Origin of the sequence: Massilibacteroides vaginae, assembly GCF_900178525.1 — a bacterium.
Classification (GTDB): domain Bacteria; phylum Bacteroidota; class Bacteroidia; order Bacteroidales; family Tannerellaceae; genus Massilibacteroides; species Massilibacteroides vaginae.
Genome location: NZ_FXDJ01000006.1, coordinates 324229 through 342598, shown reverse-complemented (window position 1 = coordinate 342598; position 18370 = coordinate 324229). Strand labels below are relative to the sequence as shown.

The following is an 18370-nucleotide window of genomic DNA, read 5'->3' as shown; positions in this document are numbered from 1 at the left end:
AATATAAAAACCAGATAGTATGACAACAGAAAAAGTACGTTGCCTGATTGTAGGCTCAGGACCTGCCGGATATACGGCTGCGATTTATGCTTCACGTGCTAATTTAGCACCCGTTCTTTATGAAGGATTGCAACCCGGTGGACAGTTAACCACAACAACTGAAGTGGAGAATTTCCCCGGTTATCCACAAGGAATCACAGGACCGGAAATGATGGAAGACCTGAAAAAGCAGGCAGAGCGTTTTGGCGCTGATATCCGCATAGGAATGGCTACTAAAACTGACTTATCTCAGGCGCCCTATAAAGTGACGATTGACGATGAAAAGGTGATTGAAGCAGATGCCCTGATTATTGCTACCGGAGCTACCGCAAAATATCTCGGATTGGAAGATGAGAAGAAATACGCGGGAATGGGTGTTTCAGCCTGTGCTACCTGTGACGGATTCTTTTACAGAAAGAAAGATGTGGCTGTAGTAGGTGGTGGCGATACCGCTTGTGAAGAAGCCCTTTATCTGTCAGGATTGGCTAAAAAAGTATTCCTGATTGTGCGTAAGCCATTCTTGAGAGCTTCTAAAGTAATGCAAGACAGAGTGCTGAATGCGCCGAATATAGAGGTGCTGTTTGAACATAATGCAATCGGACTTTTTGGAAAAAATGGAGTTGAAGGGGTGCATTTAGTGAAACGTCTGGGAGAAGCGGATGAAGAAAAACTTGATATTGCTGTGGATGGCTTCTTTCTGGCTATCGGACATAAACCGAATTCTGATATTTTTAAACCCTGGATTGAAACGGATGAAGTGGGATACATAAAAGTAGAACCGGGAACGCCGAAAACAAAAGTACCGGGTGTGTTTGCCGCCGGTGATGTGGCCGATCCTCATTATCGTCAGGCTGTAACTGCCGCTGGAACCGGCTGTATGGCTGCTATCGAAGCCGAACGTTATTTAATGAACCAAAAATAAAACCACAAGTATGATGAAGTTCCCGAAAACGATCATTTTAGTACTCAGTTTGGTAACGGTACTTTCTGTTACAGCGCAAAACAAAAGTCAGGTAATCGCGCACCGCGGTTACTGGAATACGAAATCCTCCTCACAGAATTCGCTGAAAGCCTTAGAAAAAGCACATGAAATAAATGTGTACGGCTCCGAATTTGATGTTCATTTAACAGCAGATAATGTTTTAGTGGTATATCATGATGATAGGATCGATGGCAGGCGTGTTCAGGATTTGAATTATGCCGATCTGACTAAAATGAGGTTGTTGAACGGAGAAAAAATGCCCACGTTGGAAGCTTATCTGAAAAAAAGCAAGAAGCTGAATGGGTTAAAACTTATTTTTGAGTTAAAATCGCATGCTACTCCGGAAAGAAATCGTGAGGCTGCCCGTAAATCTGTAGAGATGATTGAGAAGATGGGATTAGGGGAGCGTACGGAGTATATCACTTTTAATCTGGATGCCGGAAAAGAATTTATTCGTATCTCTCCACATACACCGGTTTTTTATTTGAACGGAGAACTGGCACCGGCCGAACTGAAAGAATTAGGTTTTGCCGGTCTGGATTATCATGTGAATGTAATGAGAAAAAATCCGGAATGGTTCGAAGCGTGTAAGGCTTTAGGCCTGAAAACGAATGTCTGGACTGTAAATGAGCCGGACGCGATAAAAGAAATGGCGGATTATGGAGCTGACTTTATAACGACAGATACTCCGGAAGTAGCATTGGATGTTGTAAAATAATAATGACAGCTTTTCTGATGAGGAAATCAGTTTTTTTGTATTTGTTTTGTGCTTTTATATCTTTAAATCTCTATGCCGAAGTTCCCAAAACGGAAATCAGGGCGGTATGGCTCACAACAATCTATGGATTAGATTGGCCGAAACGCCCGGCTAAAACCGAAATGGAATACAAGCGTCAACAACGGGAGTTGTGTGTGCTGCTGGATAGTCTTCAGGAGGCTAATTTCAATATGATATTATTGCAGGTACGATTGCGGGGAGATGTGATTTATCGTTCCGCAATCGAACCTGCTTCTAAAGTGTTTTCAGGGCAGTATGGAGTAATGCCCGGTTATGATCCGCTAACTTTTGCTATTGAAGAATGTCATAAACGAGGAATGGAATGTCATGCATGGTTTGTGACCTTTCCGGTAGGTGCGGAAAAAACGGTAAATGAACAGGGAAAACGCTCCATAGTGAAGCGGCGCCCGGAGTTGTGTAAACGACATAACGGAGAATGGTATCTTGATCCCGGAGTGCCCGAAACACGTACTTATCTGCGTTCCTTAGTTAAGGAACTAATCTCAAATTATGAAGTCGATGGCATTCATTTCGACTATATTCGCTACCCGGAACAGGCGCATCGCTTCCCCGACAAAGCTGTCCATCGTAAATACGGAAAAAATAAATCGCTTGCGGAATGGAGGAGAGATAATATTTCTCTTCTTGTATCGGAAGTCTATGATGATGTGAAAAAACTAAAACCCTGGGTGCAGGTGAGCTCTTCGCCATTAGGTAAGTTTAGTCGTATACCCAAGCATCCGAATGCAGGGTGGACTGCTTATGAAAGCGTTTATCAGGATGTGAGAAAATGGCTGCAGGATGGAAAGCACGATATGATTGTGCCTATGATGTACTATCTGTATAATGATTTCTTTCCGTTTGTAGATAATTGGGTGGAGAATTCGAATGGACGATACATCGTGCCCGGTCTTGGTGCTTACCGGATGGAGAATTCGGAGGGTAACTGGGAACTGAATCACTTGACGGATCAGATAGATTACAGTAGGAGTTTCGGTGCAAACGGTGCCTCATACTTCAGGGCCGATAATGTAATGAATAATGATAAAGGATTATTTAGCGAACTAAAGCATACCTATTATAAATACCCTGCCATGCTTCCCCCGCTGACCTGGCTGAGTAACGAGCAACCCGTTTCTCCTGACGAAATTAAAGTAGAACGGATCGGTAATGAACTGAAACTTTCGTGGGAACAGCCCGAAGGAAGTGAAGCTGCTTATTATACTGTTTATTTTTCACAATCAGATACTCTTCAGACTGAATCTCCCCAATCAATTCTGGCAACCGGTGTAAGAAGCACCGTGCTGTATCTACCCGTGAACGGAACAACCGAACAGGAGTTCAGCTTCTCGGTTTCTGCTTCTTCTAAATACCGCATTGAAGGTATACCCTCGAAGGAAACGTATTATTATTATTCTAACTATTCCAAATAACCGGATATTTCGTTAAATAATGTTTTAGTATATCGTTCGTATACTAAAAGAACCGTATTTTTGTTTCGGATGAAGCAACTACTTAAATATACACTGATTTCTTTACTCGCCGGATTAATTTTTTACGGTGGAGCCGGTGTGAATTGGGTTACTTATTGCTGTAATGAATGCTCTAAAGTAGGTATTCGTGCTGCTGTATCTGAAAGCTGCTGTAGTACACATACGTACAAAAACAAAAAAGACAAACGGGTAGAGGCAGAAGCTAAAGAAACCGGAACTTATTCGTTGGTGCGTGGGCTTCATAATTGTGGCGTTGAACGGGTTAACTTTGAATGGACATCTCTTGAGAATGAACGTTCGCTGACTATCCTGCCGTTTATTACCGATACCTTGTATCATTTATCGTACACTTACTTGCTGACTGATTCGGAACAATCGGCAGGTGTATTTATCGAAGAGGGTGATCCTCCCTCTGCTTTACTTCCCCGAACTTATCTTACCTTACTTACTACGCTTTTAATTTGATTTGCGGAATTTGATTTTCAGGATGTAAATAGGCTTACATCCCGAATTATTGTATGTATCGAATCCAAATCAAATTAAACGTATTTCTATGTTAAAAATAAGACAATCAAGTATTATTCTGTTACTGTTATTTATTTCTTTCTCGGTGTTGGCTGGAAAGAAAATTACCGGTCGCGTGTTAGATAAATCCAATCAGCCTGTGATAGGGGCTAATGTGTATTGGGAAAAAAGCCGGAAAGGAACGACAACCGACCTGGATGGTCGTTTTGAGTTGAATCGTGAAGGAGGAGAAGCACGCCTGGTAGCCAGCTATATCGGTTATACTCCGGCTACTGTAGACGTGGGAGATGCGGATCAGAAAATTGAAATAAGCCTCAAAGGAGAAATCGAACTTCAGGAAGTGGTGGTTAGCGAACGACGGGCAGGAACGATTGCTTCGCGTACAAGCGTGTTGCAAACGCAGAAAATAACTTACGATGAGTTATGCAGAGCCGCTTGTTGTAACCTGGCGGAAAGTTTTGAAACAAACCCTTCGGTAGATGTTTCTTACGCGGATGCGGCTACCGGTGCGCGTCAAATCAAATTGTTGGGACTTTCCGGCACGTATGTGCAGATGCTTACTGAGAACTATCCCAACTTCAGAGGGGCAGCTTCTTTGTATGGGCTTGATTATGTTCCGGGCACATGGATGGAAAGTATTCAGGTTTCTAAAGGAACATCGTCTGTAAAGAACGGTTATGAGGCATTGGCCGGACAAATCAATGTGGAATTTAAGAAACCTCCTACGGCGGATATCTTTTCGGCAAACCTGTTTATTAGTGATGCCGAACGCTATGAAGCGAACGCTGATGCGTCCTGGCATATCAACGATAAACTATCGACAGGGCTTTTTGTACATTATTCAAAAGATAATAACGAGCATGACCGCAATGGCGACGGATTTTTGGATATGCCCTTAAAAGAGCAAGTGAATTTGATGAACAGATGGAGTTATTCTTCCGGCAATTATGTGTCTCAATATGGGGTGAGATACCTGCACGAAGATAGAACCGGAGGACAAATTAATCATTCCGATCAAGGCGAGATACACGACCCTTATCGCATTCACTTCAACACGAACCGCGCAGAATTATTTACCAAGCAAGCATTTATCCTAAATCCAGAGAAAGTGGAAAGTGTAGCCCTTATACTTTCGGGCTCGTACCATCAGCAACTGTCCGATTACGATAAATCACCCTATAATATATACCAAAAGAACCTGTACGCCAGTTTGATGTATGAGAAGGAGTTCTCTAAGGAGCATAGTCTAAGCACGGGGCTTAGTCTGAATCATGATGGTTTTGACGAAAACATAACACTTGCCGGTGTACGTACGCCTTATAACCGGAAAGAAACCGTGCCCGGTGCTTATGTGCAATATACATACAATCTGAATGATAAATTAATCTTGCTGGGAGGCGTAAGGGCCGACTATAGTTCGCTTTACGACTTCTTTGTTACCCCTCGCGTACATGTTAAGTATAATCCGTTTGATTGGTTTCACGTACGTGCTTCGGCGGGTAAGGGATTTCGAACGGCAAACGTTTTGGCAGAAAACAATTTCCTGCTTTCAAGCAGTAGGAAGATGATTATCGCTGATAACCTCAAGCAGGAAGAAGCATGGAATACCGGACTGAACTTGTCGTTTTACGTACCTCTGTTTGGAAAAGAACTGACTTTGAATGGGGAGTGGTATTACACCGACTTTATAAATCAGGTGGTTGTAGATGTAGATAGTGATCCTCACGCCGTAAGTTTTTATAATCTGGATGGCCGGTCGTATTCAAATAGCTTCCAGATAGAAGCTACGTATCCGTTTTTCCGTGGCTTTACGTTGACAGCCGCCTACCGGTATACGGATGCCAAGACCGATTTCCAAAATGCGGCGGGAGAAACTTATCGCCTGAAGAAACCGTTGGTTAGTGACTATAAAGGACTTTTAACCGCGTCTTACCAATCGCCTTTGAAAAAATGGCAGGTCGACCTCACCGGGCAATTCAACGGAGGTGGGCGTATGCCTCAGGCCGATGCCGTAAATCCGCTTTGGGATAAAACGTTTGATCCGTTTACGATTGTAAATGCGCAAATAACCCGCTATTTCCGTACCTGGTCTGTGTATTTGGGATCGGAAAACTTATTTGATTTTGAAATGAAGAATCCGATTATTGATGCCCACAATCCGCGAGGAGATAATTTTGACGGAACGATGGTGTGGGGCCCCGTTCACGGACGCAAAGTGTATATCGGGTTCCGGTTTAATATAAGCAGAGATTAATAACCTTTAAAATAAAACAGTATGAAACGATTAATGGTAGCGTTGGTTTGTGTTATGTGTGCTTGTTCGATTGCCTTTGCACAAGACAAACCCAAAAAGAAAAAAGAAACGGTTACATTCTATGTAGAAGAAATGGAATGTCAGAACTGTGTGAAGAAAGTAGAAAAAAACATTGCATTTGAAAAAGGCGTTTCCGATTTGAGATGCGATTTGTCGGATAGAACCGCCAAGGTGACTTACAATACGTCGAAAACGACCCCGGAGCAATTGGCCGCTGCTTTCAAGAAAATAGGAATGGAGGCTGTGGTAACAGAAGGAGCGGATAAAGACAAAAAATGAAATGTTAATTTTTTATGTGGTTCTATACCCCAAAAAACACATCCTTTATTTTTTTAAGCACATCCTTTATTTTTCAAAAAATAACCTTTATGTTTGAAAAAATAACCTTTATGTTTTTGCTCTCTTTTTATGTGTTGAAAATCAGCGTGATTTAGTTTTGCAAAAAAAACGACGATTTCACCTGTTTTTAACTTAAAATTGCGAAGTGCCGTTTGCTTTGTATCGTATAAAAATAAGAAACGGTTAGCCTCTTTTTTTTGAATTAGATTAACTAATTTGTTTTTAGACAAGTATTGAATCTTTCTTTATATTTGCAAAGCCTCTGTATCAGGGGCTTTGTTTTGTTTTGTACGATGTTGAGATGTATTCATTTAAAAAAAACAGAAATAATATGCAGCGTTTAATGAACTCTATACGTCTTAAGGATATACATCTCTCTAATGTGGGGAAGTAGAAAAAGGATTAGATGGACGAACAGCAACTAATAGAGAGTTGTAGGAAGGGAAATAGGATCGGCCAGAAGGAATTATACGACCGGTTTGCACGCAAGATGATGGGGGTTTGCTATCGTTATGTGAACGATAAAGAAACTGCCTCTGATTTGTTGCAGGATGGTTTTGTAAAGGTCTTTCAGAGTTTGGAGTCTTATTCCGGAATAGGATCTTTTGAAGGCTGGGTTCGTAAAATCTTTGTAAACACGGCATTAGAGTATTTGCGAAAATCGGATGTATTGCGTGAGGCTACTGATTTGGATAATACGGCGGAATTAATTCAACCCGACAGTTCGGTGATTTCAGCTATGACTGCCAATGAATTGATGATGTTAGTACAAGAGCTTCCACCGGGTTTCCGGACTGTTTTTAACTTGTTCGCGATTGAGGGTTATTCTCATAAAGAGATAGGCGATATGCTGAATATAACGGAGAGTACCTCTCGTTCTCAATTTACAAGAGCAAGACAAATGTTACAAAAAAAGGTTAATGCATTGCATTGAAAAATGAAAGAAGATAGAGATAAAATAGATGATTTGTTCCGTTCGAAATTATATGATTTTGAATCGGATGCTCTACCTGATGATGTTTGGGATAAGATAGAAGAGCGCCTTCCAAAGCAACGCTTTTCGATTTCCGCGTCAACAAGGCGGAAGTGGTTTAGTGCCGCTGCCGCTATTGCTCTTCTCGTTTTGAGTGGTACGGTTTATTTTCTTCAGAATGAAACGGTCGATCCTGTTTTAGTTCAGGAGCTCGAACAGAAAACCGAAGAGATAAAGTCTGCCCTCCAAGAGCAGGAACAGCCCGTTTCAGTGATTACTGAACCGGTTTCTGCCGCGATTGCTCAGGTCAGAGAAGAACAAGCACCTGTTTTAAGAAGAGCGGTTGTTCAGTCGGCAGCTGCCGAAATGGTTCAGCCGATTGAAGATACGTTGAGAGCAATGGCGGATGAAGCAGACATACAGCATGAAGAGCATGCAGCAACTACGGAAACCGAAACATTCCAAATAGGGGATTTAGAAGAGGAGGCAGTTGCCGCACCTTTGCTGGATAACGAACCTGAAAAAAAGAAGGAAAAACTGAAACGTTGGAACTTTGGCATGGGAGCAGGTAGTTTTACTGCCGGTTCGAACGACGCTGCCAGTATGTATGCTTTCCGGAACACCACGATGGAAAGCCCCCAGTTAGATTTTTTAAACTCCGTTACCGATAAATTCGGCGAAACACCCAAAACCGACATCAAGCATCGTCAGCCCGTTTCGGTTGGACTGTCGGCAAGCTATATGCTGTCTCCACGATGGTTTTTGATGGCCGGAGTCAGCTATTCTTATCTGTCGTCAGACTGGAAAACGAACGGTACTTACAACTCTAAAACAGAACAACGCTTGCACTTTATCGGTTTACCCGTTTCTTTAGCTTATAAAATAGCCGAATGGAATAACTTTATGTGGTACGCCTCAGCAGGCATTAAGCCGGAATTAAATGTTGCCGGATCGGTTAAGGAGATCAAATATGCAAAAGACCAGATGATGGGTACTCCTGAAAAAAATGACCTGAGGATGAAAGAATTGTATTGGTCTGTAAATGCCGGTACCGGTGTGAGCTACCCGCTGTGGCGTTATTTAAATGCTTTTGTAGAGGTTGGCGCCGGGTATTATTTCGATAACGGCAGCACGATAGAAACAATTCATTCGGATAAACCATTCAATGTCAATCTGAGTTTCGGATTACGTTTAGGATTCTGATAAAACGAAAAATATATTAACGAATAAATTTTAAAAACAAATGAAGAAACTTTTTTTAGGCAGCCTGCTGGCTGTATGTGCTTTGTTGATGACCTCTTGTCTGGACGGAGGAAGTAATGAGAGAAGTGGTGTCGGATATGGAGTAATAGGTTATTCAGAAACCTTTAAGCCGGTTATTAAAACAGGGGGAGTACCTTTCTATGCTGTTGAGGTTGCTAATGCATTCAATAAAACTGAAATTGAAATTAATGACTGTTGTGTTTTTTATTATACATTGAATAGTGATATTCCGGAAAACTCCAGCGAATCTCTTGCTGCAAACGGATACTATACGGTAAGTGTTACTCAATATGCTGATATTCCCAAAGGATACGCAAATTCATTCGTGGATGACACGGCAACTATCATTCAAAACGAAATGACGACCATGTCTATTGATATGAGTAATACGGGTATATTGACAGATAAGAACATTAACATGCTTTTTTTAAGTACGATACACGAAAATTATTTCAAAGATCAGAAACAAGAGCTCCGTTTGTCTTACAACAGAGATCAGGAACCGGAAACGGTGAATGGCGACAAAGTGTATAATTTGTTTCTTCGTGTAATTAAAACCGAAGGAGATAAATCGATTTCGTCTACTCAACAACTGATCAATGCGTTTGATATGAACAGATTCATTCAGGATTTTCAGTACAAAGAAGAACAAGACAGCAAAAAGTCTTTAAAGTATAGAATCAATTTTGCTAATTCCTTTACTAAAGACAGCACCCAGATAAACTGGAAAGCGTCAGACATTATGACTTATACGTTCCCAAAGGAAGAAGAGTGATTTAAGACTGATATTTCATAGCGCAAATAAAGAAAAGAGAATAACCGATTATCCGGTTGTTCTCTTTTTTATTAACTTTGTAGTCAACTTTTTAAAATAGTGTGATCACTTAATGCAAGAATAATGAGAATTGAAAAAAAAATATACGGATTGCTTTTGCTGTTATTGCCTTTGTTGGCTGTTTCGTGCTTAGATGATGGGGGCAATCGGATAACGTTGGCTGCTCAGCCGGCCGTTCTGAAGCTGGCTTCGGATGGTAAAAAAGCATTGTTGCTTAAGGGGGGCGATATGATCCATGCGGAAAACTTAGAGACCAACCCTAATCTGGAAGTGGGCGATTGCCTGTTGGCAGACTTTGTGTTGGATTATTCTGACGCGCAAAACATTAAAGATAGTGTTGTTGTTGATTATTACACAGGAGAAATTTCGAATCTTACCCAATTAGCAAAAAATCCGTTGTACCCGGCTCTTTCTGATACCAGCAAGGTGGTCTGGACCGAAAAAACGATTACAAACATTTATGAGAAGAGCGTTTTGTTGGAGGACAATTTGTTCTTATTTACGGACCATTCTATACGGTTTGATATAAAAGGGTTGCAGTTTTCATACGATAAAGAAAGCGGACCGGAAGTAGAAAAGGACGGAAGTCGAATATACGACATTTATTTTCGTATTTTAGGGGATTCGACAAGTACACAGAAAGAAATTAAGTATAATGTTTTGGCTTTAGACTCGCTGATTCATTATCAAGCTCCGATAGAACAAGCAGCAGGAAAAGACAGCCTGAATTTTAGAATTAATTATCTTTCGGCCGTGAAGAATGATTCGACAGGTGCGTGGAAAGCATCGCGGACATACACCATTTTATTGCCGAAGAAATAAAACGAATGATCAGACGGAATGTTTAAAGACGTGTTTAAATGTGTAATAGCCCTCATATCCCAACCTGCCAAGGCCTGGGAGGATTTGAGTGAAGAACAAGCCGAAGAAAATGAAAAGTTTTTTTCCAACTATATCTACCCATTGATTGCATTGGTAGCCATTGCCGCGTTTGTAGGTATTTTGTTTACCCGGAAAGAATTTGATGTGGAGATGGCACTTAAATCTTCTGTCAATTCGCTGGTTTCCGCTTTGGGTGGATTTTTCTTAGGTGCTTATGTGTTGAATGAACTGTGGGTTGGTGTGTTTAAGCGTGAGAAAGATATTAAGCTATGCCAGCGGTTTGTGGGCTATTCTTCGGCATTATTGTTTGTGTTGGCAATTGTTTTAGCCCTATTGCCGGAATTTTTCTTCCTGAAAATATTTATGCTCTATACGGTGTATATTATATGGGAAGGAGCGGCGCCTTATATGCAGGTACAAGATGATGAACGTATGAAGTTTGTCGGGATCTCGTCGGCAGTTGTGTTATTAACACCTGCGATAATAGAAATTATTCTGGTGATGTTGATGCCCGGACTTCGCTTTTGATTGAAAAAAAGTAATGAAAGAAAAGATCAGCAATAATATATTGATAAAAAATAAACGGGCAACCTTCGACTATGAACTGCTCGACAGCTTTACTGCCGGAATTGTACTGACAGGAACAGAAATTAAATCTATCCGTCTGGGAAAGGCAAGTTTAGTTGATACCTTTTGCTTGATCGAAAGAGGTGAGCTATGGGTGAAAAATATGTATATAGCGGAATACTTCTATGGTACATACAATAATCATTCGGCGCGTCGGGATCGTAAATTGCTGCTGACAAAAAAAGAATTGCGAAAGATTGAAACGGCAGCAAAAAATAATGGATTTACCATCATACCCACTCGTATGTTTATCAACAATAAAGGGTTGGCAAAGGTGGTGATAGCTATTGCAAAAGGTAAAAAAGAATACGATAAAAGAGATTCTATTAAAGCTCGTGATGATAAGCGGGAAATGGACCGGGCCTTTAAACGGTGAAAAATGAACAAGGTTATTGACAGAATTTGGTCTTGTGTTAAAAAAGCGTTACCCAAGGCGGGAAAAACATGCCTGTGGTTGTTTAAAATAATTCTGCCGATCTCTCTTCTGGTGAGGTTGTTGCAGTATTCCGGTGTATTGGGTGCGATTTCCGAATTTTTTTATCCCGTGTTTTCACTGATAGGATTGCCGGGAGAGACTGCTATTGTGTTTATCACAAGTCTCTTCACGCCTTTGTATGCTCCGATCGCATTGATCACTTCGATGTCTTTGGGGGTACGTGAGGCAACGATTCTCGCGCTGATGTGTTTGTTGGCACATAATTTGATTGTAGAATCGTCGATTCAGGCAAAAACAGGATCATCCTTCTGGGGAATAACAACATTGCGCATTTTTATGAGCTTTGTTATTGCTTTTACGCTCAACTGGATTATGCCGCAGGAAGGCTGGGGCGTAGTTGCGACAACGCAGAGCGCGGAGGTTTGTGAATCTCTATCGCAAGTGTTTCTTTTGTGGTTTACGTCATCGTTGCAGGTCGTATTGACAATTACGGTTATCGTTACTGCCTTAATGTTGTTGCATTATTTGCTTGTAGAATTTAACTTGTTGAACCGTATATCCTCTTTTTTGTCTCCCTTCATGACTGTGTTCGGATTGCCCAAAGACACGGCGTTTTCCTGGTTAGTCGGAAATCTGGTGGGCTTGGCTTACGGAGGTGGAATTATGGTTGAACAAATGGAAGAAAAGAAGCTCACACGGGAATCCGGCAGGCTTCTGAACATACATCTGGCGATATCGCACTCCTTATTGGAAGATACGCTTATTTTTGTGGCAATAGGAATTCCTATTTTATGGATTATTATTACACGGCTTCTTTTTGCGGTAGCCGTTGTATGGCTTCGCAGAGGCTATGATTATTTTAAAATGAGTAAGCTTAAACATTCTTATGAATAAGAAAAGATTTATAGAGTTATTAAAAGAGCGTATATTGATTCTGGACGGTGGCATGGGGACCATGATCCAGGGGTTTAAACTGAAGGAAGAAGATTATAGAGGAGAGCGTTTCGCGGATTACCCTACTTCTTTGAAGGGGAATAATGATCTGCTTTGCTTAACTCGCCCTGACGTTATTAAAAATATCCATCGTCAGTATCTTGACGCAGGAGCTGATATTTTTGCAACGAATACTTTTAACGCGACTAAAATATCGATGGCAGACTATTCCATGCAGGAGTATGTCCGCGAAATGAATATAGCTGCGGCTACTTTGGCAAGAGAAGTAGCCGATACGTATATGGCAGAATATCCCGGTCGCGAAATTTTTGTGGCCGGCTCAATCGGACCGACAAACAAGACTGCTTCTATGAGTCCGGATGTAAGTAATCCTGCTTATCGGGCAGTCACTTATACCGACTTGTACGAATCCTATAAAGAGCAAGCAGAAGCTTTGATAGACGGAGGGGTAGATATTCTTTTGTTTGAAACGACTTTCGATACACTGAACGTAAAGGCCGGACTCGAGGCGGCGGAAGTTGCCCTGAAAGAAAAGGGGAAAGAGCTACCGATCATGCTTTCGTTGACTTTGGCAGCCCAAGGTGGACGCACTTTTTCCGGTCAGACACTGGAAGCTTTTCTGGCGTCAGTTCAACATACACAAATTGTCAGTATTGGCTTGAATTGTTCGTTCGGAGCTTCAGATATGAAGCCTTATTTGCAAGAATTAGCTCAGAAGGCTCCTTATTTTATCAGTGCCTATCCGAATGCCGGTCTGCCGAATAGTTTCGGTGAATATGATGAAACTCCCGAAACAATGGAAGGACATGTAAGCGCCTTCATCGAAGAGGGACTGGTAAATATTATCGGAGGTTGTTGTGGAACAACGCCTGCGCATATTGGAAAATATCCAGCCATGATAAAAGGGGCTACACCCCATACGCCTGCCAAAAAACCGGATTGTTTGTGGCTATCCGGCATGGAACTGTTGGAAGTTAAGCCGGAGAATAACTTTGTCAATATAGGTGAACGTTGTAATGTGGCCGGATCACGTAAGTTTCTTCGCCTGATCAAGGAAGGAAATTACGAAGAAGCACTAACAATAGCGAGAAAGCAGGTTGAAGACGGTGCCCAGGTGATCGACGTAAACATGGACGACGGTATGCTCAACACCGAAAAAGAAATGGTGACCTTCCTTAACATGATGGCTTCTGAGCCGGATATAGCCCGGGTTCCTGTTATGGTCGATTCTTCCAAATGGAGTGTTATTGAACAAGGCTTGATGTGTTTGCAAGGAAAGAGTATTGTAAACTCGATCAGTTTGAAGGAAGGAGAAGAAGAGTTTCTTTCTCATGCCAGGCGTGTAAAGCAGTTAGGAGCTGCTGTTGTTGTGATGGCATTTGATGAAGTGGGGCAAGCAGATGTTTTTCAGCGTAAAATAGAAGTCTGCGAACGGGCGTATCGTTTGTTAGTTGATAAAGCAGGTTTTAACCCTCAGGATATTATTTTTGATCCGAATATATTAGCCATTGCCACAGGTATAGAAGAGCACAACGGGTATGGCTTAGATTTTATTCAGGCTACAGAATGGATTAAAAAGAACCTCCCCGGTGCTAAAGTGAGCGGTGGAGTAAGTAATCTATCTTTCTCATTCCGTGGAAATGATTATGTGCGTGAAGTGATGCACTCTGTATTCCTTTATCATGCTATAGCCAAAGGTATGGATATGGGAATTGTGAATCCGTCCGGTGCTGTGATATACGACGATATAGAACCCGAATTCCGTAAACTTGTAGAAGATGTAATTCTTGCCCGTAGGCCGGAAGCCGCCGAAGAACTGATTGTGTTCGCTCAGAATCTTCATCAGGAAAAAAACGGTGTAGCGGAAGAACGGCACGAAATTTGGAGAGAACTCTCATTAGACGAACGTCTGGAATATGCACTGATAAAGGGAGTGGGAGATCATCTTGAAGAAGACCTCAAAGAAGCTTTAGAAACCTATCCACGTGCGGTAAATATTATTGACGGTCCGTTAATGAACGGCATGAATAAGGTCGGCGATCTGTTTGGTGCCGGAAAAATGTTTTTACCTCAGGTGGTGAAAACCGCTCGTACGATGAAAAAGGCAGTAGCAATTCTTCAACCTGCCATTGAGGCGGAAAAGACTGTGGGAGGAAGTGTAAAAGCCGGGAAAACGGTCTTTGCTACCGTGAAAGGAGATGTGCATGATATTGGAAAGAATATCGTTTCAATCGTTTTGGCATGCAATAACTACGAGGTTATAGATCTTGGTGTTATGGTGCCTGCGGAAACAATAATAAAGAAGGTGATAGAAGAAAAACCGGACTTTGTAAGTCTATCCGGATTGATTACTCCTTCCTTGGAAGAAATGGCACATGTGGCGAAAGAAATGCAAAAAGCAGGTCTTTCCGTTCCTATTATGGTAGGAGGAGCCACAACATCTAAACTGCATACAGCAGTGAAGATCGCTCCTCATTACGATCATCCTGTTATTCATTTATTGGATGCTTCTCAAAATCCTTTGGTTGCCGCTAAACTACTAAATCCGGATACACGGGAAGAATATACCGAGTCTATAAAAAAGGAATACGAGACGTTAAGAGCATCGTTGCAAGATAAGAAAGAAGAGCTTATCCCACTTTCGGAAGCAAGATCGTTGCCTCAAAAGATTGACTGGTCTGCTTATAATCCGGTGAAACCAAATCAGATGGGTGTGCATGTTATTCCTGCTATTCCGTTAGAAGATATTATTCCATATGTACACTGGAATTTCTTTTTCAGCGCCTGGCGATTAAGCGGACGGTATGCCGAATTAGCTTATTTGCACGATTGCGATGCTTGTCGTGCGGAGTGGCTGAATAAATTTGAAGGCAAGGAAAGAGAAAAAGCTGAGGAAGGAATGAAATTGTTTACTGATGTAAAGAAGTTGCTTGACCGTTTAGTACTGATGAAGGTTGATTACTGTCGGGCGATCTACGGTTTCTTTCCTGCGTCGAGTGAGCATGATATGATTCGTTTGGGCGATATGGAAATACCTGTACTTCGGCAGCAAGCGAAAAAGAAAGATCGGGAAGATTATAAGTCTTTGGCTGATTATGTAATGCCGGCTTCAGAAGGACGAACGGATTACGTTGGAGCTTTCGTTGTGACGGCAGGTGCCGGAGCCGACAAACTTCAGGCGGAATTTGAGGCGGAAGGAGATACATACAGCGCGATGTTATTGCAAAGTTTAACAGACCGTTTGGCTGAAGCTGTAGCCGAGTACCTACACGAAAAGGTACGTAAAGAATTTTGGGGCTATGCCGCTGATGAGGAGCTGACCATTCCTGATCTGTTCCGGGTGAAGTATCAAGGTATTCGTCCTGCGGTAGGATATCCTTCCCTCCCGGATCAGTTGCAAAATCATTTGTTAGACGAACTGCTGGATATGTCTCGTATTGGAGTGACATTAACAGAAAACGGAGCTATGCTTCCAACTGCTACGGTTAGCGGTTTATATTTTGCCCATCCCGAGTCACAATATTTTATGATCGGAACAATAGACGAAGAGCAGTTGAAAGAATATGCGTCTCGTCGGGGTTATACAATTGAACAAACAAAACGTTTGTTGAGCCGCAATGTTCCTTTAGCCTAATTGGTTTGAAATATACCAAAAGCCCGTCATTCCGGTCTTAATCGGAATGACGGGCTTTTACATTTCTATACGCTTGTTACCCTTTTATCATTGTCAGCAACATTTTAAAAGGCTTTACAGCCTGAAGCGCATGTGGAATGTTGGCAGGCATGATGATTGTTTCGCCCTGTTTCAATAAATTGGGCTTGCCACCGATGCGGATTTCTACCTCACCTTCGAGAACTTGCACCATAGCATCGAAAGGAGCGGTATGTTCTGTTAATCCCTGTCCTTCGTCGAAGGAGAATAAGGTGATATTTCCTGCCGCATTCTTCAATATTTGTTTACTAATTACTCCACCTTTAGAGTAATCTATCATTTCGTCTAATTTTAGGATAGTTCCTTTGCTAAACAGTTCATTCATAGTCTTAATGTTTTATCTATTAATATTTACGATAAAGATAATACCTTTTGGCGTCTTGAATTTGTATCTATTGTTACATCCTTTTTAATTAAATAATTAACTTTGCGAGCATTACGAAAAATTGAAAGTTAACGACCATGAATAAACTGATCCTTTCTGTCCTGTTTCTTATGTCTTTAGTGCTGGGCGTTTCCGCTCAGGGAAAAGCTCCTAAATGGATGGATAAAAGCCGTAAGGCAGTTGTGAAAATTACTACATTCGATAATGATAACCGACAATTACATTCCGGAACCGGTTTTTTTGTTTCGGAAAATGGTGAAATCCTTGCCTCTTATTCGTTACTGAAAGGAGCCGCGAAAGCACAGGCCATTGATGTTGACGGAAAAACCTATCCGATTGACCGTATATGGGGAGCCGACGAAATGTATGATGTGATTCGTATGCAGGCAACTACATCCAAAAAGGTTGCTTTTCTTCCTTTAGCAAAAGAACCGGCAGTGGTTGGAAATCCGGTTTATCTGATGCCTTTCTCTACGGATAAAAAAATAGAATTCAAGGAAGGACAAATTAGTGAAGTGAGCAAATTGAAAGACTCGTATGGTTATTATAAGGTGTCATTTCCGCTGACTACTCAGGAAGTGAATTCTCCTGTGCTATTGGCAACCGGTGAGGTTCTTGGTTTGGCACAGGAAGATGCTTCGGGTAAGAATGAAGAATCGTATGCCGTTTCTGCCGGTTATGTGCAAAATCTACGCGTTTCTTCCACAGATCTATTAGGCTCTACCTATAATAAGATAGCGATAAAAAAAGCATGGCCGGAAAGTGTGGATCAGGCGGTAGTTGCTTTGTTTTTAGTACGCACCATGCAAACACCGCAACAATATCTTGAAACATTAAACGATTTCATCACGTTTTTCCCTTCTTCACCTGATGGCTATACAAACAGAGCTTCTCACTATGCAGCAAACCGGAAAGCATTAGCCGCTTCTCAGTCTGAGGAATCAATTTATCTGGATAAGGCATTGGAAGATATAAATACGGCCGCTCGTTATGCTGAAAAACCGGGAGAGGTTCACTTCAACCGGGCGAAACTTATATTTGATATTGTAGCGATGGACACAACGATAGCTAAACCGGAATGGACCATGGATGCAGCCTTGCAAGCCGTTAATGAGGCTATTGCCCAGGAAGATATGACCGCTTACCGCCAGTTGCAAGGGGATATCTGTTTTTATCAGCAGAAGTTCGGAGAGGCTTATGATGCCTACATGAAGATAAATGAATCGGAAATGGCTACTGCCGAATCCTATTATATGGCTGCAAAGGCAAAAGAAAACACGACAGGCTTTAATATAGGAGATGTGATTGCCTTGCTGGATAAAGCGATAGAGAAAACCGGAACTCCTCCCGGTGCTGCCGCGGCAACTTACCTGCTTGAACGGGTAGAGTGGAAGATGCAGTTAATGATGTATCAGGAAGCAATAGCAGATTATGATTTGTATTATCAAGCCGTAGGAGGTAGGGTAGAGGCGCCTTTCTACTATTACCGTGAACAAGCGAAATTCCGTGCCGGCGATTTAACCGGCGCATTGGCCGATATTCAGGAAGCCATCCGTTTACAGCCTTCTCCTGATCATTTGGCGGAAGAGGCCTCTGTTTATATCCGTATGGAAGATTATACCAAAGCGTTGGAGAGTTTGGAAAAAGCATTGGCTTTAGCACCCGATTTTGGTTCTTGCTACCGTTTGAAAGGAATTTGCTTAGTTCGTCAAAACAAGAAAAATGAAGCTTGTGAAGTTTTCAATAAAGCCAAAGAATTAGGCGATCCGTTAGCAAACCGACTGATCCGTGAGCATTGCAAGTAAGGGCACGTTCTCAATGAAAAAATTATAA

Annotated in this window: 17 protein-coding genes; 15 read left to right on the top strand and 2 right to left on the bottom strand. The window is 41.8% G+C overall.

Annotated features, from left to right (window positions below; genetic code table 11):
• Positions 1–19 precede the first annotated feature (19 nt).
• From trxB to B9Y81_RS01915, 6 genes are all read left to right on the top strand, one after another.
• Positions 20–961 carry a thioredoxin-disulfide reductase gene (trxB, locus tag B9Y81_RS01940; RefSeq protein ID WP_085535304.1) on the top strand — a complete coding sequence of 314 codons (942 nt, stop codon included), beginning with the start codon at positions 20–22 and terminating at the stop codon, positions 959–961.
• A 13-nt stretch (positions 962–974) separates the two neighbouring features.
• Complete coding sequence (locus tag B9Y81_RS01935) at positions 975–1739, top strand: glycerophosphodiester phosphodiesterase family protein (protein ID WP_176221439.1); 765 nt, start codon at positions 975–977, stop codon at positions 1737–1739.
• Between the two features lie 17 nt (positions 1740–1756).
• A complete protein-coding gene (locus tag B9Y81_RS01930) occupies positions 1757–3232 on the top strand; it encodes a glycoside hydrolase family 10-like protein (protein WP_245832380.1) in 1476 nt (491 codons plus the stop codon).
• Positions 3233–3301: 69 nt separating this feature from the next.
• Entirely contained in the window at positions 3302–3757 is a 456-nt protein-coding gene (locus B9Y81_RS01925) for a hypothetical protein (RefSeq protein WP_085535301.1), read from the top strand.
• Between the two features lie 88 nt (positions 3758–3845).
• Positions 3846–6071, top strand: a complete 2226-nt coding sequence (locus tag B9Y81_RS01920) for a TonB-dependent receptor (protein ID WP_085535300.1) — start codon at positions 3846–3848, stop codon at positions 6069–6071.
• A gap of 21 nt (positions 6072–6092) precedes the next feature.
• On the top strand, positions 6093–6410 hold the full coding sequence (locus B9Y81_RS01915) for a cation transporter (RefSeq protein WP_085535299.1): 318 nt from the start codon (positions 6093–6095) through the stop codon (positions 6408–6410).
• Positions 6411–6463: 53 nt separating this feature from the next.
• On the opposite strand, the gene B9Y81_RS01910 is transcribed toward B9Y81_RS01915, so the two are convergent.
• Positions 6464–6700 (bottom strand): hypothetical protein, encoded by a 237-nt coding sequence (locus B9Y81_RS01910; protein ID WP_085535298.1) that lies wholly within the window; start codon positions 6698–6700, stop codon positions 6464–6466.
• A 176-nt stretch (positions 6701–6876) separates the two neighbouring features.
• Between B9Y81_RS01910 and B9Y81_RS01905 the strand changes: the two genes are divergently transcribed.
• The 8 genes from B9Y81_RS01905 to metH all read left to right on the top strand — a co-directional run bounded on the left by B9Y81_RS01905 (position 6877) and on the right by metH (position 16074).
• Positions 6877–7404 carry an RNA polymerase sigma factor gene (locus B9Y81_RS01905; protein ID WP_085535297.1) on the top strand — a complete coding sequence of 176 codons (528 nt, stop codon included), beginning with the start codon at positions 6877–6879 and terminating at the stop codon, positions 7402–7404.
• 3 nt (positions 7405–7407) lie between these two features.
• Positions 7408–8646 carry a porin family protein gene (locus tag B9Y81_RS01900; protein ID WP_085535296.1) on the top strand — a complete coding sequence of 413 codons (1239 nt, stop codon included), beginning with the start codon at positions 7408–7410 and terminating at the stop codon, positions 8644–8646.
• 40 nt (positions 8647–8686) lie between these two features.
• Positions 8687–9481 carry a BFO_2992 family lipoprotein gene (locus B9Y81_RS01895; protein WP_085535295.1) on the top strand — a complete coding sequence of 265 codons (795 nt, stop codon included), beginning with the start codon at positions 8687–8689 and terminating at the stop codon, positions 9479–9481.
• Between the two features lie 123 nt (positions 9482–9604).
• Positions 9605–10363, top strand: a complete 759-nt coding sequence (locus B9Y81_RS01890) for a BFO_2992 family lipoprotein (protein ID WP_085535294.1) — start codon at positions 9605–9607, stop codon at positions 10361–10363.
• Between the two features lie 18 nt (positions 10364–10381).
• Positions 10382–10951 carry a Yip1 family protein gene (locus B9Y81_RS01885; RefSeq protein ID WP_085535293.1) on the top strand — a complete coding sequence of 190 codons (570 nt, stop codon included), beginning with the start codon at positions 10382–10384 and terminating at the stop codon, positions 10949–10951.
• Positions 10952–10964: 13 nt separating this feature from the next.
• The gene (gene smpB / locus B9Y81_RS01880; protein ID WP_085535292.1) at positions 10965–11426 is read left to right on the top strand and encodes an SsrA-binding protein SmpB; all 462 of its coding nucleotides are present in this window, start codon (positions 10965–10967) and stop codon (positions 11424–11426) included.
• A 3-nt stretch (positions 11427–11429) separates the two neighbouring features.
• Positions 11430–12380, top strand: a complete 951-nt coding sequence (locus B9Y81_RS01875) for a nucleoside recognition domain-containing protein (RefSeq protein WP_085535291.1) — start codon at positions 11430–11432, stop codon at positions 12378–12380.
• Positions 12373–16074: a methionine synthase gene (metH, locus tag B9Y81_RS01870; RefSeq protein WP_085535290.1), complete on the top strand. Its 3702-nt coding sequence runs from the start codon at positions 12373–12375 to the stop codon at positions 16072–16074. Before B9Y81_RS01875 ends, metH begins: the two co-directional genes overlap by 8 nt.
• 76 nt (positions 16075–16150) lie before the next feature.
• Here metH and B9Y81_RS01865 read toward each other — a convergent pair whose 3' ends face one another.
• Entirely contained in the window at positions 16151–16477 is a 327-nt protein-coding gene (locus tag B9Y81_RS01865) for a cupin domain-containing protein (protein WP_085535289.1), read from the bottom strand.
• Positions 16478–16614: 137 nt separating this feature from the next.
• Here B9Y81_RS01865 and B9Y81_RS01860 point away from each other — a divergent pair, with 137 nt between their 5' ends.
• On the top strand, positions 16615–18342 hold the full coding sequence (locus B9Y81_RS01860; protein WP_085535288.1) for a tetratricopeptide repeat-containing S1 family peptidase: 1728 nt from the start codon (positions 16615–16617) through the stop codon (positions 18340–18342).
• The last annotated feature ends 28 nt before the right edge of the window (positions 18343–18370 follow it).